Source organism: Streptomyces sp. JLSY215 (genome assembly GCF_059682825.1).
On the sequence record NZ_CM185022.1, the window covers coordinates 8,842,850 to 8,858,403 of the forward strand.

Annotated in this window: 9 protein-coding genes and 2 pseudogenes; 5 read left to right on the forward strand and 6 right to left on the reverse strand. The window is 67.9% G+C overall.

The features are described from left to right. The first annotated feature begins 52 nt into the window (after window positions 1–52). Window positions 53–2,065: a CocE/NonD family hydrolase gene (locus tag AC5677_RS39090; protein WP_497192608.1), complete on the forward strand. Its 2,013-nt coding sequence runs from the start codon at window positions 53–55 to the stop codon at window positions 2,063–2,065. Window positions 2,066–2,729: 664 nt separating this feature from the next. Here the strand turns inward: AC5677_RS39090 and cpt are convergent. The 4 genes and pseudogenes from cpt to AC5677_RS39110 all read right to left on the reverse strand — a co-directional run bounded on the left by cpt (window position 2,730) and on the right by AC5677_RS39110 (window position 4,533). After that, on the reverse strand, window positions 2,730–3,260 hold the full coding sequence (gene cpt / locus AC5677_RS39095) for a chloramphenicol phosphotransferase CPT (protein ID WP_497196918.1): 531 nt from the start codon (window positions 3,258–3,260) through the stop codon (window positions 2,730–2,732). A gap of 165 nt (window positions 3,261–3,425) precedes the next feature. Further along, complete coding sequence (locus AC5677_RS39100) at window positions 3,426–3,659, reverse strand: Lsr2 family DNA-binding protein (RefSeq protein WP_497192609.1); 234 nt, start codon at window positions 3,657–3,659, stop codon at window positions 3,426–3,428. A 2-nt stretch (window positions 3,660–3,661) separates the two neighbouring features. After that, a complete protein-coding gene (locus AC5677_RS39105; RefSeq protein ID WP_497192610.1) occupies window positions 3,662–4,021 on the reverse strand; it encodes a VOC family protein in 360 nt (119 codons plus the stop codon). Between the two features lie 153 nt (window positions 4,022–4,174). Further along, a pseudogene (locus AC5677_RS39110) lies at window positions 4,175–4,533 on the reverse strand (hypothetical protein). A 62-nt stretch (window positions 4,534–4,595) separates the two neighbouring features. Here AC5677_RS39110 and AC5677_RS39115 point away from each other — a divergent pair. Next, window positions 4,596–5,402, forward strand: a pseudogene (locus AC5677_RS39115) (IS5 family transposase). 924 nt (window positions 5,403–6,326) lie between these two features. Here the strand turns inward: AC5677_RS39115 and AC5677_RS39120 are convergent. Both AC5677_RS39120 and AC5677_RS39125 read right to left on the reverse strand, forming a co-directional pair. Next, on the reverse strand, window positions 6,327–7,643 hold the full coding sequence (locus AC5677_RS39120) for a dipeptidase (RefSeq protein ID WP_497192611.1): 1,317 nt from the start codon (window positions 7,641–7,643) through the stop codon (window positions 6,327–6,329). A 13-nt stretch (window positions 7,644–7,656) separates the two neighbouring features. Then, window positions 7,657–8,850 carry an MFS transporter gene (locus AC5677_RS39125; RefSeq protein ID WP_497192612.1) on the reverse strand — a complete coding sequence of 398 codons (1,194 nt, stop codon included), beginning with the start codon at window positions 8,848–8,850 and terminating at the stop codon, window positions 7,657–7,659. Window positions 8,851–8,957: 107 nt separating this feature from the next. On the opposite strand from AC5677_RS39125, the gene AC5677_RS39130 reads away from it, so the two are divergent. From AC5677_RS39130 to AC5677_RS39140, 3 genes are all read left to right on the forward strand, one after another. Further along, a complete protein-coding gene (locus AC5677_RS39130) occupies window positions 8,958–11,873 on the forward strand; it encodes a helix-turn-helix transcriptional regulator (protein WP_497192613.1) in 2,916 nt (971 codons plus the stop codon). A gap of 299 nt (window positions 11,874–12,172) precedes the next feature. Beyond that, window positions 12,173–12,676 carry a GNAT family N-acetyltransferase gene (locus AC5677_RS39135; RefSeq protein ID WP_497192614.1) on the forward strand — a complete coding sequence of 168 codons (504 nt, stop codon included), beginning with the start codon at window positions 12,173–12,175 and terminating at the stop codon, window positions 12,674–12,676. 228 nt (window positions 12,677–12,904) lie between these two features. Then, entirely contained in the window at window positions 12,905–15,541 is a 2,637-nt protein-coding gene (locus AC5677_RS39140; protein ID WP_497192615.1) for an NACHT domain-containing protein, read from the forward strand. Window positions 15,542–15,554: the final 13 nt, after the last annotated feature.

Below are 15,554 nucleotides of genomic sequence, written 5' to 3' on the forward strand. Positions count from 1 at the left end.
CCCGGCGCCCCGCGTCCCCCGACCGTGACCCCTGCCGACCCCGGAACCCGTTATGCACATCCGCACCGCATTCCCGCACGAGACGTTCCGCGAGGACGTCCGCATCCCCCTGCCGGACGGCACCGAGCTCTACGCCCGCATCTGGCGCCCCTACGGCACCGAACCCGTACCAGCCCTCCTGGAATACCTCCCGTACCGCCTCAGCGACTGGACGGCGCCCCGCGACGCCCAGCGCCACCCCTGGTACGCGGGCCACGGCTATGCCTCCGTACGGGTTGACGTCCGCGGCCACGGCAACTCCGAGGGGCTGCCGACCGACGAGTACTCCGAGACCGAACTGGCCGACGGGCTGGCCGTCATCGAATGGCTCGCCGCCCAGCCCTGGTGCACCGGGAACGTCGGCATGTTCGGCATCTCCTGGGGCGGCTTCAACAGCCTCCAGCTCGCCGCCCGCGCCCCCGAGGCGCTCAAGGCGATCGTCACGGTGTGCTCCGCCGACGACCGGTACGACAACGACGTGCACTACATGGGCGGTTCGGTGCTCGCCGTCGACATGCACGCCTGGGCCGCCACCATGCTGGCGTTCGCCTCCCGGCCGCCGGACCCGGCGCACGTCGGCGATGTCTGGCGCGACCGGTGGCTGGCGCGCCTGAACGCCCTCGACCCGCTCATCCACACCTGGCTCGCCCACCAGTCCCGCGACGCCTACTGGGAACACGGCAGCGCCTGCGAGGACTACTCCGCCATCAAGGCCGCCGTGCTGGCGGTCGGCGGCTGGCACGACCCCTACCGGGACACCGTGCTGCGCCTGGTGGAGCATCTCGATTCCCCCGTACGGGGCATCATCGGACCGTGGTCGCACCAGTACCCCGACCGCGGACTGCCGCCCGGCCCGGCCATCGGCTTCCTCCAGGAGACGCTGCGCTGGTGGGACCGCTGGCTCAAACCGGACGCCGAGCGCCCGGCGGGACAGCGCGACGTCATGGACGAGCCGCTGCTGCGCGCCTGGATCAGCCAGTCGCATCCGCCGGCCACGGTCTACCCGGAGCTGCCGGGCCGCTGGGTGGGCGACGCCTCCTGGCCGTCACCCCGGGTGACGCCGACCGCGTACCCGCTCCCGGGTGAGCAGCCCCGCCCAGTGCGCTCCCCGCAGCACACCGGGGTGGACGCGGGCCGCTTCTTCCCCTTCGGCAACGACGCCGATCTGCCGCCCGACCAGCGTGAGGAGGACGGCCGCTCGGTCTGCTTCGACCTGCCCGAACTCACCGAAGCCACCGAGATCCTCGGCCGCCCCCGGGTACGGCTGCGGCTGACCTCGCAGGCCCGCCGCGGGCAGGTCATCGCCCGGCTGTGCGATGTCGCCCCCGACGGCTCCTCGACACTGGTCACTCGGGGTGTCCTCAACCTCCTCGCCCGGCACGGCCGGGACCGTAGCGTCGCATGGGAACCCGGCGCCACCGAGGACATCACCTTCGAGCTCAACGGCATCGGGCACACCTTCCCGCCCGGCCACCGCATCCGCCTGGCCCTGTCCTCCGCCTACTGGCCGTGGATCTGGCCGCAGCCGGAGGCGGACGGCTGGACCGTGGACCCGGCGGGCTCCGCCCTCGAACTGCCCGTACGCGGCGAGGGGTCCGACGGGCCGCCCGTCACCTTCGGGCCGCCCGAGCAGGCCGCCCCGCTGGGCGTGGAGTTCCCGCAGGCCGCCGAGGAGCGGCCGGAGCGGCGGGTGGTGCGCGATGTCGCCGCCGGGGAATGGACCCTGGAGGTCGATCCGCGCTACGGCGGCACCCGCGTCTACCCGGACGGCCTGGAGTTCACCGAGGACGCCCTGGAGACCTACCGCATCACCAGCGACGACCCGACCAGCGCCCGGACCCGCTCCACCTGGTCGGTACGGCTGCACCGTCCGGACACCGGCTGGGACGCCCGCATCGCCACGGTTTCCGAGATCACCGCGGACGCGGACGCCTTCCACACCCGCAACGAGGTCGTCTGCCACGACGGCGACGAGGAAGTCTTCCGGCGGACGTGGGAGCGGAGCATCCCGCGAACGGCGGGGTGAGGCGCGGGCGGGGCGCCCCCGGCAGGTTCCGACGCCCCGCCGGCGGCACGGTTCCGCGGCCCGCGGCGGGGTTGTCCACAGCCTCCCCCGCCGGGGGACGCCCGGCCGTACTCTGATCTTCGACGCGCCCACCGGCGATGGCGAAACGAGGAGCTGTCCATGTCCGAGCAGCCCGCACAGAGCCCGTTCGACCTGGCGGAAGGCGCCCCCTTCGGCGGCTCACGCTGGCTTCCGCTGCTGCCCGCCGGGGGCCGCGCCGGAGTATCTGGCACAGGCCCGGCACAAACTGCGGGGGCACGGAGTCCTGGTGCTGGTCCTGTCACGGCTGATGCCGGCCTAGCGCATCCACTGGGCTGGAGGTGGCGATCGACGTAATGGTGGATGGTGCGCGACGGCTGTCGGACGCAGCTCGACGGCAGGGAAGCGGTCAAGCCCAGGGACGCGTCCGGCCGGTGGCACTGGAGCTACACCCCCAGTTCCTCGATTGCCATCACGTCGACGCAGGATCCCAACCTTGACTTCTCGAACCGAATCACCGACGCCGTCAACTGGAGAGGAAGCGCGCGGACCGGCGGCGGTGACCGTGCTCGCAGCTTGGGCCGGGGAGGCGAGGGTCCGGAGTATGCATGGCATGGCAGGCTCCTTGTGACGGCCGGGCTGTCGATCACTTGACATGTGCGGCGATGGACCGTGCGCACTCCATCGCCTCCGTGTGGGTGGTGTCTACCTCCAGGTCATAGGTCACGCCCTGGTGGACCACTTCCGCCTGGGACGCGGCCATCCCGAGGGTCCGATCGCCTCGTGCGATCTCACGGCCTGCGGCCACCGCAGCGTCACACTTGACGCCGACCCACAGCACCCGCAGTTCGCCCAAGGATTTCTGCCATCGCTGCTGTGAGGACGCTCCGCCGAGGAAGACCTCATCGACGATCACCCGGGCGCCTGCACGGGCCATCGCGGCGACCCCCTCGATCCATGCAGCTTCCAGCGTTCGGAACTCAGGACCGACGATCACCTCTCCATCCGGAGCGAACTCGATCCCGCCATCCGACGCCTGCATGGAGGCTGGCATTGCCTCAACCAGTGTGTCTGTCCCGAGAGCCAGCCACGGATCCGGTAGGACTGCCTGCAGACACCGAATGATCCCGGATTTCCCTGAGCTGGAACCACCGTTGACAACGATCACCTGAGTCATCACCGCGCCACAGTAGAGGCGCCAGGGCAACACTCGAAACGGATTTCCGCGAACCCTGCACCGCCCGTTACAACCCGGCGAACCTGCGGTCAGAGCACTAGATGGCCAGCGGTCGCTTACTCCGGCCCACTTAGGTGGTTAACGCGTCAGACGCAAGCGCTGCTGCTACTTCTCGTCGGCCTCCTGCTCTCCAGCACCCTTCGCCTTCAGGTACTGCTCACGGATCGGGCCGGGGATAGCACCCTGGGCATTGACCTCGACGCCAGTCCGCTTGGCCCATGTCCGGATCTTCTTCGCCTCAGAGACAGGAGCGAGCAGCCTTCCTGACCGGCTCCAGCCCAGCCTTCTCCTGCATCCCCGGCCGGGGCCCAGTCGCCCGCATGTGGATCTCGAAAGCAAACTCAGTCCAGGTCGTATGCGGTGTCGTGCTTTGGCTGATACAGCCCGACTGTACCCGCGCCCGGCACGGCCAAGGCGGTGACCAATCCCCAGCCCTGTTCGGTGATATCTGTCGTGAATTCGACGCCCTTAGCCTTCAGATCCGCGACCGTGGCAGCAAGGTCGTCGCACATCAGGAACAGCTCGATAGTGCCGGCGGCGTGAGGGTCGCTCGGGTGGACAGCCAGTTCGCTCGGTGGGGATTTGAAGATGAGCCAGCCGTTTCCGGCATCGACGTGCGGGAGCCCAAGCACATCGCGGAAGAAGGCTCGCGCCGCCTCGGCATCGGAGGCGTAGATGATCGTGTGTGCACCATTGATCACCTACTCAAGCTATCAGCCCGTAGAGTCCTTCTTGCTAACCAATAGCCACAGCAGGCTTGAAGTGCGAAAACGCTAATCAAGTTCGAGGCACGTTCGAGACTGGGTCTTTCTGATCATTTCAGAATGAGAGCTGAGGAGGCTCGTCAGGCTGCGTCAGTCATCAAGCCGGTCCAGGACCTGTGTGAACTTGCCATTGTCGATCAGGCCTATGAGTACCTCGACCATATTGCTGATGCCGGCATCGCGGACGATGAGACCGTCCGGGCACTAGTAGTAGCGCCCACCGAGGGCCTCCCCGCTGTCGCCCACCGCTCCATCAGTGTCTGAACGCGGCCAATCGTGCAGATGGTTGCGCTCCATCGAGACCCGTCCCGCAGCTTCACCTCGACGTCAATGTCATTCACAGCGTCCAGGTCCTCATCAGCGCCTGGCAAGAATGCGGCTTCGAAATGTTCTGTGTGGACGCGGTACCAGGGGCCGTCCCAGCCGCTCGGCTGTGTGCTCTTGCTCATCGGCCGAGTGTGCCGGGCGGAAACGCCCACTTCAAACGCGTTGTTCTGGCACGCTGCCACGAGTGAACAGTGATCTTGTGCCCGACGAGCTGTGGACGCGAGTGGTTCCCCTGCTCCCGCCCTGTCCTGAGCGGAGAAACCGCTACGCGGGACGGCCGGACACCGGACCGCGTCGCGCTGGCAGGCATCCTCTACGTGCTGCGCACCGGCGTCGCCTGGCGTGACGTGCCACGTCAGGTGGTGGGCTGCTCCGGGGTGACCGCTTGAAGCCGCCTGCGAGACTGGACCGAAGCTGTCGTCTGGCCCCGGCTCCACGCTGCGTTGCTTGCCGAGTTCCGGGCCGCTGGCCTGCTGAAGATGGATGACTGCGCTGTCGACGGCCCGCGCGTCCGCGCCCTCGAAGGGGGCTTCACACCGGGCCCTCGCCGGTCGATCGTGGCCGCCCTGGCAGCAAACACCACCTGGTCGTCGACCAGCGCGGCACACCGCTCGCGGTGTTGCTGACCGGCGGGAACGGACACGATGTCACCCAGCTGATCCCCCTACTCGATGCAATTCCCCGCATCCGCGGCCGACGCGGGCGTCCCCGACACCGGCCCAAGCGGCTGTTCGCCGACCGCGGCTCCGACTTCGACAAGTTCCGACGGCTCCTCCGCAGCCGAGGGATCACCCCGAAGATCGCCCGCCGAGGCGCCCCACACGGCTCCGGACTGGGCAAGACCCGATGGGTGGTAGAGCGGAGTTCCGCCTGGCTCCACCAGTTCAAGCGCCTACGCATCCGGTACGAGATACGCGCCGACCTCCACCAGGGTCTCCTCGAACTCGCCTGCAGCATCATCTGCTTGAGGCGACTGCGCACCGCATTCTGAAACGATCAGTAAGCGGCCAGGGCCAGCCTCAGCGTCGTACGCCTGGCTGCCGTCCCAAGCGGCGCATGGGCGGTTATGCCGGTCCGTGCTGCGCGGGTCCCGGGGGTCAGCCCAGTCTGGATCTTCTAGCAGCGGGAGCCGGGCCGGTCGAATGAGGGCGCCGACATGTGGCACAGGCTGTCGTCCTACCGCAAGCGTGGCATTCCTGCCGTGGGCGTGGTCGATGCCCGCGCGGCCTTGCACCTGGCCCAAGTGGATTGATCACGCGCGTCGCTGAGATCGAGTTGAAGGCTGGGACCATGGCATTGGAGATCAAGCCGATCGGGGAAGTAGTCGCGGGCCTAAAACGGCGCTGCTTACGCGCAGTCGATGCGGTTTGAAACTGCCAATAAGGTGCGGCTCTCATCGCGCGCTGAGGTCGACGTCGATGAGTAGGCCAACCCAATGCAGGTCGACCTCTTTCCCGGTTTACCCGGGATGTGATGGGGCTCTGCTCGCCACGGCGCGTTCGGCTTGTGGGTGCAGATACACGCCTCATGGGTCGGGAGCGCGCACGGCGCCTGTTCCGTAGGGCTACGCGGCGGCGTTAAGCGCTGAAGGACGTGGGAGAGGTTGCATTGATGGCCGGATCGGCGATGCCTTTCGCCGTATGGTCAAGTAGTGGCGGTGGACCATTAATGATCCGCGGGATCGCCGGTCTTTCCAGGGCCTGGCCGCCATCGCGGCCAGGGACGCGGCCATTGCGTCGTTCATGCCCAGGAGGGCCGCTGGGGCCACCGCCCCTTCTGGGCACGGCGGCTGACGGACGACGGGGCTCTGTACGCCGTCCGCCGGTGACCGCACAACCGTGCAACCTGTGTCAGCAACAACGCAGCGTGAGCCCGGACACCACCGGAGGCCGCTGGGGCACGTGCAGGCTCCGCGTCATCGCGTGAGTTCGGCGAGGAGCAGGGTCTCGGCGAGGCAAGCGCGTTCGAAGTCCGCCAGGTTCAAGCTTTCGTCGGCACCGTGGGCGCGGCTGCCGGCGTCGGCTCCGGCGGAGGCGATGAGGATAGCCGCCTGCGGATAGGCGTCTGCAAACTCTGCGACGAAGGGGATGGAGCCGCCGGAACCGATGTCGACAACATCGTTGCCGTATGCCTCGCCGTAGGCCCTTCGCGCGGCATCGAATGCCGGGCCTCGCGCGTCGATGGCGAACGGCTGTGCGACCTCCGCCTCGACGACGGTGACCTGCAGGCCCCACGGCGTACGGTGCCGCAGATGCCCGGCAAGCGCCTTCCTCGCCTTCAGCGCGTCATCACCGGGCGCGACCCGCAGCCCGACCTTCGCCCTGGCCACCGGCGTGAGCGTGGGGGACGCGGTGGCCACAGGGGGCGCGTCGATCGCGAGGACAGTCGCCGCAGGCTTGGCCCATATCCGCTCGGCGATGCTGCCGCTCCCGAGCAGCTGAACGCCCTCGAGCAGACCGGCCTCGGCCCGGAACCCCGCCTCGGAAAGGGTGGCACCGGGTGGCGCCGCGGTGGCGAGGCCCTCGACGGCGACATTGCCCTGCTCGTCGTGCAGGGTGGCCAGCAGCCGGCACAACGCGGTCAGCGCGTCCGGGACGCCTCCGCCGTAGCTGCCGGAGTGCACACCGCCCTCCAGCGCCCGCAGTTCCACCACGCAGGCGGCCATCCCGCGCAGGGCGGTGGTCAGGCAGGGCGTGCCGGCCGTCAGGTTGTCGGCGTCGGCGAGGACGATGACATCGGCGTCGAGCTTGTCCTTGTGGCGCGCCAGAAACGTGCCGAGGTTCGGCGATCCGATCTCTTCCTCCCCTTCGACGAGTACGGTGACCCCGACCGGCGGACGGCCGGAGTATGCGCGCAGCGCCGCTAGGTGCGCCGCGATCCCGGCTTTGTCGTCGGCGGCCCCGCGGCCGTACAGTCGTCCGTCGCGTTCAGTCGGCTCGAATGGCGGGCTGGACCACTGTCCGGGACTGCCGGCGGGCTGCACGTCATGGTGGGCGTACAGCAACACCGTGGGCTGGCCCGGCGGGGCGGGATACCGCGCGAGCACTGCCGGCAGGCCGTCTTCGATGTCGTCGAGGATCTCTACGTCCGGCGCGCCGGCATCCTTGAAGAGCCGGGCGGTCATCTCGGCGGAACGGCGCACCTGCTCGACGGAGCCGGGGGCAGCGCTGACCGAAGGGATCCGGACAAGGGCGTCGAGATCGGTCCGGACCCCGGGCAGTACCTGCCGCACGGCCCGGCGAAGGTCATCGTTCATGGCTGGCTTCCATTTCTCTCAAGCGATCACGCCGCGCGGGGGCGATCGCGGCGAACAACACGAGCGCGGTCACACCGAATCCGGTTGGGTAGCCCACCGGCCCGGCCAGCAAGCCGAAGCCGACAGCTCCCACGCCGAATCCACCGTCGTAGGCGAGGTTCCACAGCGCACTGACCTTGCCGAACTCGGACCGTGGTACGCGCTCCAGCATGAGCGCCAGGGTGGCGTTCTGCGCTATGCCGAACCCGATCCCGAACAACGCCATACCTGAGATCACCGCGAGCGGGCTTCCCATCCGGACGAGCCCGGCCGTGCCGACGGCTGCGGTGAGCACTGCGGGGACAACCAGACGTCCGGAGCCTCTGCGGTCGCCCAGTCGCCCTGCCCCCCAGCGCGCAAGGGGAGTGACGGCGGTCTGGGCCAGCAGGGCCACGGGAACAATCGCGTGCGACCCGGCGGGCATGGCCAGGGACAGGAAGGTCTCCAGAACGCCGGCCGCCAGTGTGACGGCGCCGAACACCACCGTGAGTCCGGCGAGCCCGCTGCCAGGAAGGCCGCTCAGCATTCCGCTGTGGCGTTCACTCCGACCCCGCTGTGCCGGCAGGCCGGCTGCGGCAGCCAGTGTGACCAGGGAAATCCCCGCGCTGATCAGGAACACCTGGTGAAAGCCGACGTGGTCGCTGAGCCACACGCCCACGGGCAGGCCGATCACGGCGGGCACACCGACCACCACTCCGTACAGCCCGAGCCCCTCACCACGACGCTCTGCGGGCACGAGTTCGGCGGTCAGCGCGGGGCCGGCCACAGCGACGACCGCCAGGCCGGCTCCACGGAGCAGGCAGACAGCGAGCACCACCGGGATTCCGCGGGAGACAGTGAGCGCGGCCGCCGACGCCCCGAGGAGCAGCAGGCCCCCTGACACCACCGCCCGGTAGCCGAATCTCGCCACCAAACGGGCCACCGCCAACTCCACCAGGACTGTGGCGAACATCATCGCGCCGGTGGCGAGGCCGGCGCCCTCCGCGCCCGCCCCGCCGGACGCGACATACAGCGGAATCACCGACAACAACAGATAGAAGCCGATGAACGAGCCGAACGAGACGAGCAACAGCAAGATCACCGGGCGGCTGACGATCGGCTGGGGGCCTGTCGCATCCGGGAGGACGGCATCGGAACTGGTCACGGTCGAAGACTCGCCCGGGCCGGTGCCGCTTCGCATCGGACGACTGCCCAATCCGGGCCCTCAGAACCCGGCCGCACGTGCTTAGGGACATCTGAGAAGCTGACGGCATGGCCACGACGAGCGCTGCCCTGGTGGGCAGAGACGAGGAACTGTCCGCGCTCGACGCAGCGTTCAGGCGCGCTCGCGACGGCCTGCCGTCCGCCGTACTGATCGGTGGAGAGGCCGGCGTGGGCAAGTCCCGGTTGGTCAGCGAGTTCGCGGCGCAGCTGCCGGCTTCGTCCTGGGTGCTCAGGGGCGGTTGTCTGGAACTGGGCGAAACCGGCCTTCCGTTCGCCCCCTTCACCACGGTGTTGCGCGCGCTGGTCCGCGAGACCGGCGCGGACCACATCCGCAGGCTGCTGCCCAACAGCGAGGCCGGTGAGCTCGGCCGGCTGCTGCCCAGCCTGGGCCGGCCGCACTCCGCGGACGATGCCGACCTGGCTCGCGCTCGCCTCTTCGAGCAGTTCCTCGCGCTGCTGCAGGGCCTGGCCGAGCGTAAGCCGGTGCTCCTGGTCATCGAGGACATCCACTGGGCGGACCGGTCCAGCCTGGACCTGCTCGCTTTCCTCGTCCACAACCAGCAGGCAGTTCCCGCTCTGCTGGCGATGGTGACGTATCGCAGTGACCGGCTGAACCTGGCGCATCCGTTGCGCCCGCTCCTTGCGGAGATTGAGCGGATGGCCTGGGCACAGCGGATGGAGCTCGGCCGGCTGACCAAGAGCGAGGTGAGCGCGCAACTGCGCGGCCTGCTGGGAAACGAGCCGGCTGCCGAACTCAGTGAGCGGATCTACCGGCGCAGCGAGGGCAACCCGCTGCTGGTGGAGGCGCTGTTGACCTGTGAGGCCCAGCCGGACGCGCCACTGCCGCAGTCGATTCGCGACCTGCTGGTCGCACCGCTGGAGCGACTCGGCGGGCAGACCCAGGACGTAGTGCGCGCCGCCGCTGCCGGAGGCGTGCGGGTGGGCCATGCGCTGCTCGCCGCGGTCACCGGCCTTGACGACGGCGCGCTGTCCGTCGCGCTGCGGCCCGCCGTGGCGTCGAACCTGGTGGTTGTCGACGGCGACAGTTATGGGTTCCGGCACGCGCTGATCCGGGAAGTGGTCGAGGGGGAGTTGCTTCCCGGGGAGCGTTCTGTGCTGCACGCGCGTTATGGCCAGGCACTGGAGCGCCGTCCGGAACTCGCTCCGCCCGGCCGGGGCGCGGTCGAGCTGGCCCACCACTGGTATGCGGTGGCGAAGCAGCACCCGGCCCGGGCGCTCGGCGCCGCGTGGCGTGCCGCCGAGGACGCCGGGACGTCGCTGGCCTACGCCGAACAGCTGCGCATGCTCAACCAGGTACTGGAGCTGTGGGATCAGGTGCCCGATGCGGCAGAGCAGCTCGCAGTCGACCGGAAGGCTCTACTGGACAAGGCGGCCCAGGCGGCCATGCTGGCCGGCGAAGGCGACCAGGCCATGACGTTGATCGCCGTCGCACTCACCGATGCCGACCCTGCCGTTGATCCGGCGCGTACCGCGCAGATGCTCCGGCACCGGGGAGAGCTGCGCCACGCGCTGGGGCAGCCCGGGGACGTCGAGGACATGCGGGAGGCGGCACGGATCATGCCGTCGCAGCACCCGGACAGGGCCTTTGTGCTCAACACATTGACGAATCGCTTGCTGACGATTCCGTACGAGGAAGAAGGACGGGCGGTCGCGCAGGAGGCGATCCGGGCGGCGCAGGCCGCCGGTGACGACCGGGCCGAGGTCCTGGCCGCGATCAATCTGGCGTATGCCCAGGCCCGGGGCGGCGACCTGGACGGGCAGCTGCCGGGCCTCGCCGAGGCGCGAGCGACCGCAGAGCGCATCGAGGACCACGCCGCTTTGATGCATGCGTTCCGCTGCGAGGCCGACGTACTTCAGGGGGCCGGCCGGTACGAGCAGGCCGCCGAGGTGGCGAGGCGAGGGCTCGTCGCGGCGGCCCACGCCGGGTTGTCGCGCACATCCGGTCCCACGCACGCCGCCAACGTGGCCGAGGCTCTGATCTCGTTGGGGCGCTGGGACGAGGCCGTGGAAATTCTCGACCACACCCTTGAACTCACCCCCACCCCCAGCTTTCGCGCGTATCTGCTCGTCCTGCGTGGCTCAATCGCGTTGGCCCGGGGCGATCTCGCGTTCGCCGAATCCGCCGCCGCTTTCGCCGGCAGCGTGTTCACCTGGGGTGTATCCGATGCTCAGGACCTGCTTCCGATGCTTTGCTTCGAAGTGGACCTGGCACTCGCCAAGGGCAGGGCGGCGGAGGCCGTTGAGCTTGTCGAGCGAACGCTGGTCAGGAGGGAGACCTTGTCGAGTCCGCGCTATCTCTGGCCGGCACTCGTCGCAGGGGCCCGGGCTGTTCGACCGCAGACCACGCTGGTGGCCGGTCTGTGTGCACTCGCCGCTGAGCTTCCGGTCACCGGCCCGGTCCAGCAGGCGCAGAGGCTGACCTTCACTGCCGAAATCGCGCGGGCCCGGGGATTGTCGGATCAGTCGGCCTGGGACGGCTGCGCAGCCGTCTGGGCCGAGCTGCGTCAGCCCTACCCACAGGCTCTGGCGCTGCTGCGGGCAGCGGAAGTCGCGGCCGAGGCCGGCGACCGGCAAACGGCGGCCGACCGCCTGCACACCGCCAGCCACAGCGCCGATCTGCTCGTCGCCCGTGGCCTGCGGACGACAATTGAGCAGTTGGCCAGGCTGGCCCGGGTTTCGTTGACCGACGGCCTCCACGAAGGCGGCTCCCGGGGCCCGGAACTCGGCCTCACCGCCCGTGAGCGCGAGGTGCTCCGGTTGGTCGCCGACGGCCGCACCAACCGGCAGATCGCCGAGGAGCTGTACATCTCCAGTAAGACAGCCAGCGTCCATGTGTCCAACATCCTGGCCAAGCTCGGCGTCTCCAGCCGGGTCCAGGCCGCCACCACCGCTTTCCGGCTCGGCCTGGTTCAACCCGGTCGACCTGAGGACTCCGGTAAGTGACCGGCCAGGGCGACGTCGGCGGTGTCTGTGGCGATGGCAGCAGGGGTCGCCTTTGGTCGTTGACGCGCAGGCTGCGGGCGCAGTCGAGCATGTCCTCGTTGGCGGCCTGGGGGTGTCCGCCGTGGCGACCGCACTCGTGGGCTTTAGAAGCCGTTGCCGTACCGATCATGGAGTCTGTCGATCGAACGGGAGTCTCGATCGGGTGATCGCGGGCACTGCCCGGCATGAGAGCAGGGCCTGGCGGTATGCGGGGAAAATCCAGGGGAGCGGACGGCCGCGCGCTGCTACGGTCGGGCGCTATGAGCTGGCTCCCCGATGACTTCGTCCATCCCGTCCTGGTACCGCTGCCGGGCAGTGGTCATCACCTGCGGCCGATCCGGGAGGCGGACACCCCGCTCGACTATCCGGCTGTGATGGGTTCGCGCGAGCGGCTGTGGACCATCTTCGGCCCAGCCTGGGGCTGGCCCGCGGCCACCATGACCTACGAGGCCGACCAGGCCGACCTGTTGCGGCACGAGAAGGAGATCGCCGCACACCAGTCTTTCAACTACGCGCTGTTCGACGCGGCGGAGACAGCTCTGCTCGGCTGCGTCTACATCGACCCACCGGAGAGGGCCGGCGCGGACGGCGAGATCTCCTGGTGGGTGGTGGACGAGCTGGTGGGCAGCGAGGTCGAGCAGGCCCTCGACGAGCTGGTGCCGCAGTGGATCGCCGCCGACTGGCCGTTCGAACAGCCGCGCTTCCTCGGCCGCGAGATCTCCTGGTCGGACTGGCTCGCCCTGCCGGAGCACCCCGACGCGTAAGTAGCTTTTGTCTTAATACTTTGGGGACTTGGTGCTCGAACGGCCGTCTCGATTGGGTGGTGTCGGGTGCTCGGAGACCGGTCGTCAGGTCTGGGCACCAAGTGCCATGGCAGCGCTTGGCAGCCGGCCAACGCACTTGGGCTGTTCCCCGGGCAACCTGATACTCCATCTCCTAAGCTGCTGGCGGTCCGACGGTTGGCTGCCGTCCACACACCAACCGGGGAGTAAATGGAAGCCGCTGCCATTGGCGCTCGACTCGCCTCAAGCGTTGTAGCGCCGCTGATCAAGAGACTCTTCATAGCTGACGGCCCCGGCGCCGGTTTGGTCGCCAAGCCGCTGCGCGTCTCGAAGCTCGTTTCGTTCAAGGGCGAGAAACGAGTCCTGTCGGACGAGGATCTGCATAAGATCGCCGAGGAACTGGTGAACCGCGCCGCGAAGTCCACCGGCGTCGAGGAACGTCTGCCTGCATACGAACAGCGTGCTGTGGCACATGCCGTAGCGGACTCGCTGAGGTCGCTCGGCTACATCGACATGGACGACGTGCAAGCCGTACAGCTCGGGCACCTTGCGCTCTCCCGGCATTTGCGATCGCAGAGTCCCTCGGCCACTCTCGGCTTATCCAGCGACGCGGTGACACTTCATGCGAGCGTGCTTGACACCGCGTGTCTGCACATCCTGCAGTTCTTCACCCAGAGATCAACTTTTGTGGCCCGTACGCTGATCGAACACAGCCGTCGGATCGAAGAGTTGACTCTCAAGATCGACTCCCTGATCGCGCGCACTCCGTCGCCGGCGGACGGGCCCTTCGAGGAGCGCTACGCCGAATACATCGCCTCCAAGCACGGCAAATTGACCATCTTTGGGCTCGATCTGTCCGAGGCGCCGGAGAATTGGCCGCTCGACGCCGCCTATCTGAGCTTGGATGCAGTGGGAGGCAGGACACATGACCTCCCCACCCTCCTCCCTGCCGATCACATCTTGGCCGGCCGTAATCGAGTATTGCTCCGGGGCGTGGCGGGGTCAGGGAAGACGACGCTCGTACAGTGGCTGGCGGTATCCACGGCGCGGAAGGTCCTAGACGAACGTCTGTTGTATCTCTACGGCCTGGTGCCGTTTGTACTGCCGCTGCGCACGCTGACCCGAGGCGGCGCCAAACTCCCCACGCCCGACGGATTCCTGGCCGCGGTGGACTGTCCCATCGCCAACCTTCAGCCCACGGGGTGGTTCGACAGGGTGTTGAGGTCTGGGCGTGGGTTGATCTTGGTCGACGGGATCGATGAAATCCCGGAAAGTGAACGCCAAGAGGCTCGACGTTGGCTACAGGAGTTGGTCAGTGCCTACCCGCACAACCGATGGCTGGTGACCTCACGGCCTTCGGCCGTACGCCAGGACTGGTTGGTCGGTGACGACTTCGCAGAACTCGACCTTGCTCCGATGAGCCGGGAGAACGTCGCCGAGTTCATCAAGCGGTGGCACAAGGCCGCGGGCATCGGTGACCGCTATGCCACAGATCTCCTGCGGTCTGTACGGACCAAGCAGGACCTGGGCCGGCTCGCCACCAACCCCCTTATGTGCGCGCTTATCTGCGCGCTTCATCAGGACCGTCGTGGCTACCTCCCGGACGGCCGGAAGGAGGTCTACGATGCCGCTCTCTCCATGCTGTTGTCCCGGCGTGACCGTGAGCGAGGAATCTACAAGCCGGGCACCATCCGCATCGGCGAGGAGCATCACATCCAATTGATCCAGAAGCTGGCCTATTGGATGATCCGCAACGGTCGTTCCGAGATGGACCGGGCCGACGCCGTCGAGCTGCTGGAGCATGCACTACCCGCGATGCCGAAGATCGCCGATCAGGGGTCGGCTGAGGAGATCTATCACCACCTGCTGATCCGAAGTGGTCTCCTGCGCGAACCCAGCGCAGGTTCGATGGACTTCATTCACCGCACTTTTCAGGACTACCTGGGCGCCAAGGCCGCGGTGGAAGGTCTTGACTTCGATTTTCTCATTGCGCACGCGCACCTCGATCAATGGGAAGACGTCATCCGGATGTCCGTTGCCCACGCTCGGGCCATGGAGCGCACTCGGCTGCTGACCGGTCTCATAGCACGAGGTGACACATCGGAGAAGGACAGCAGGCGACTCCATCTGTTGGCAGCGGCCTGCTTGGAACATGCGACAGAACTGAACCCGGATGTGCGGATGAAGGTGGAGCAGCGGGCCGCGGCGCTGATTCCGCCTCGATCGGCGGATCAAGCGCGCGCTCTGGCGGATGTGGGCCCGGTCGTTCTGGATCTGCTCCCCGGGCCGCAGGGGCTCTCCGCCGACGAGGCATACTTCACGGTACTGTCCGCAACCCGTCTTGCCACCGACGCCGCCATCTCCGTACTGGCGCAATACCGCGACCTCTCCGACCTCCGTGTCCGTTCGGAACTGACGAGGGTCTGGAGTCGTTTCGAGTGCGATCGATTCGCTGAGGAAGTCATTGCTCACCTCGGAGAAGAGGATCTCTACTTCTGCGTCTCGAATGCACAGGAATTACATGCGCTCCGACGGTTCGGTGGCCGTTCTCGCATCCGGATGACAGGCACGATCGCACCTGAGGAGTTCCAAACTGCCTGCGATCGGTCTCGCCTCACCCACTTGTGGGTGGAGGCCGACTCAGGCACCACCTGGGAGTGGCTGGCGTACTTCCCGAATCTCGACACCATCACCTTCGAGAGTCCGCTGGCCAGTTTCGATGTGAGCAGTCTCAAGAATGTGAGGTCCCTGCGCACCATTCGGATCTCCGAGGATTCCGTGTTCGTGGGATCTGATGCTCTTCCGCCGTTCATGGAGATTGTGCGAGCGCGCCTGAGCACGACGTGATGGCCGCCCTACG

Coding starts and splice junctions, on each gene's coding strand:
- AC5677_RS39090 (WP_497192608.1), top strand. CDS start 53: ATGCACATCCGCACCGCATTCCCGCACGAGACGTTCCGCGAGGACGTC.
- cpt (WP_497196918.1), bottom strand. CDS start 3,260: ATGACTCAGGTGATCGTTGTCAACGGTGGTTCCAGCTCAGGGAAATCC.
- AC5677_RS39130 (WP_497192613.1), top strand. CDS start 8,958: ATGGCCACGACGAGCGCTGCCCTGGTGGGCAGAGACGAGGAACTGTCC.
- AC5677_RS39135 (WP_497192614.1), top strand. CDS start 12,173: ATGAGCTGGCTCCCCGATGACTTCGTCCATCCCGTCCTGGTACCGCTG.
- AC5677_RS39140 (WP_497192615.1), top strand. CDS start 12,905: ATGGAAGCCGCTGCCATTGGCGCTCGACTCGCCTCAAGCGTTGTAGCG.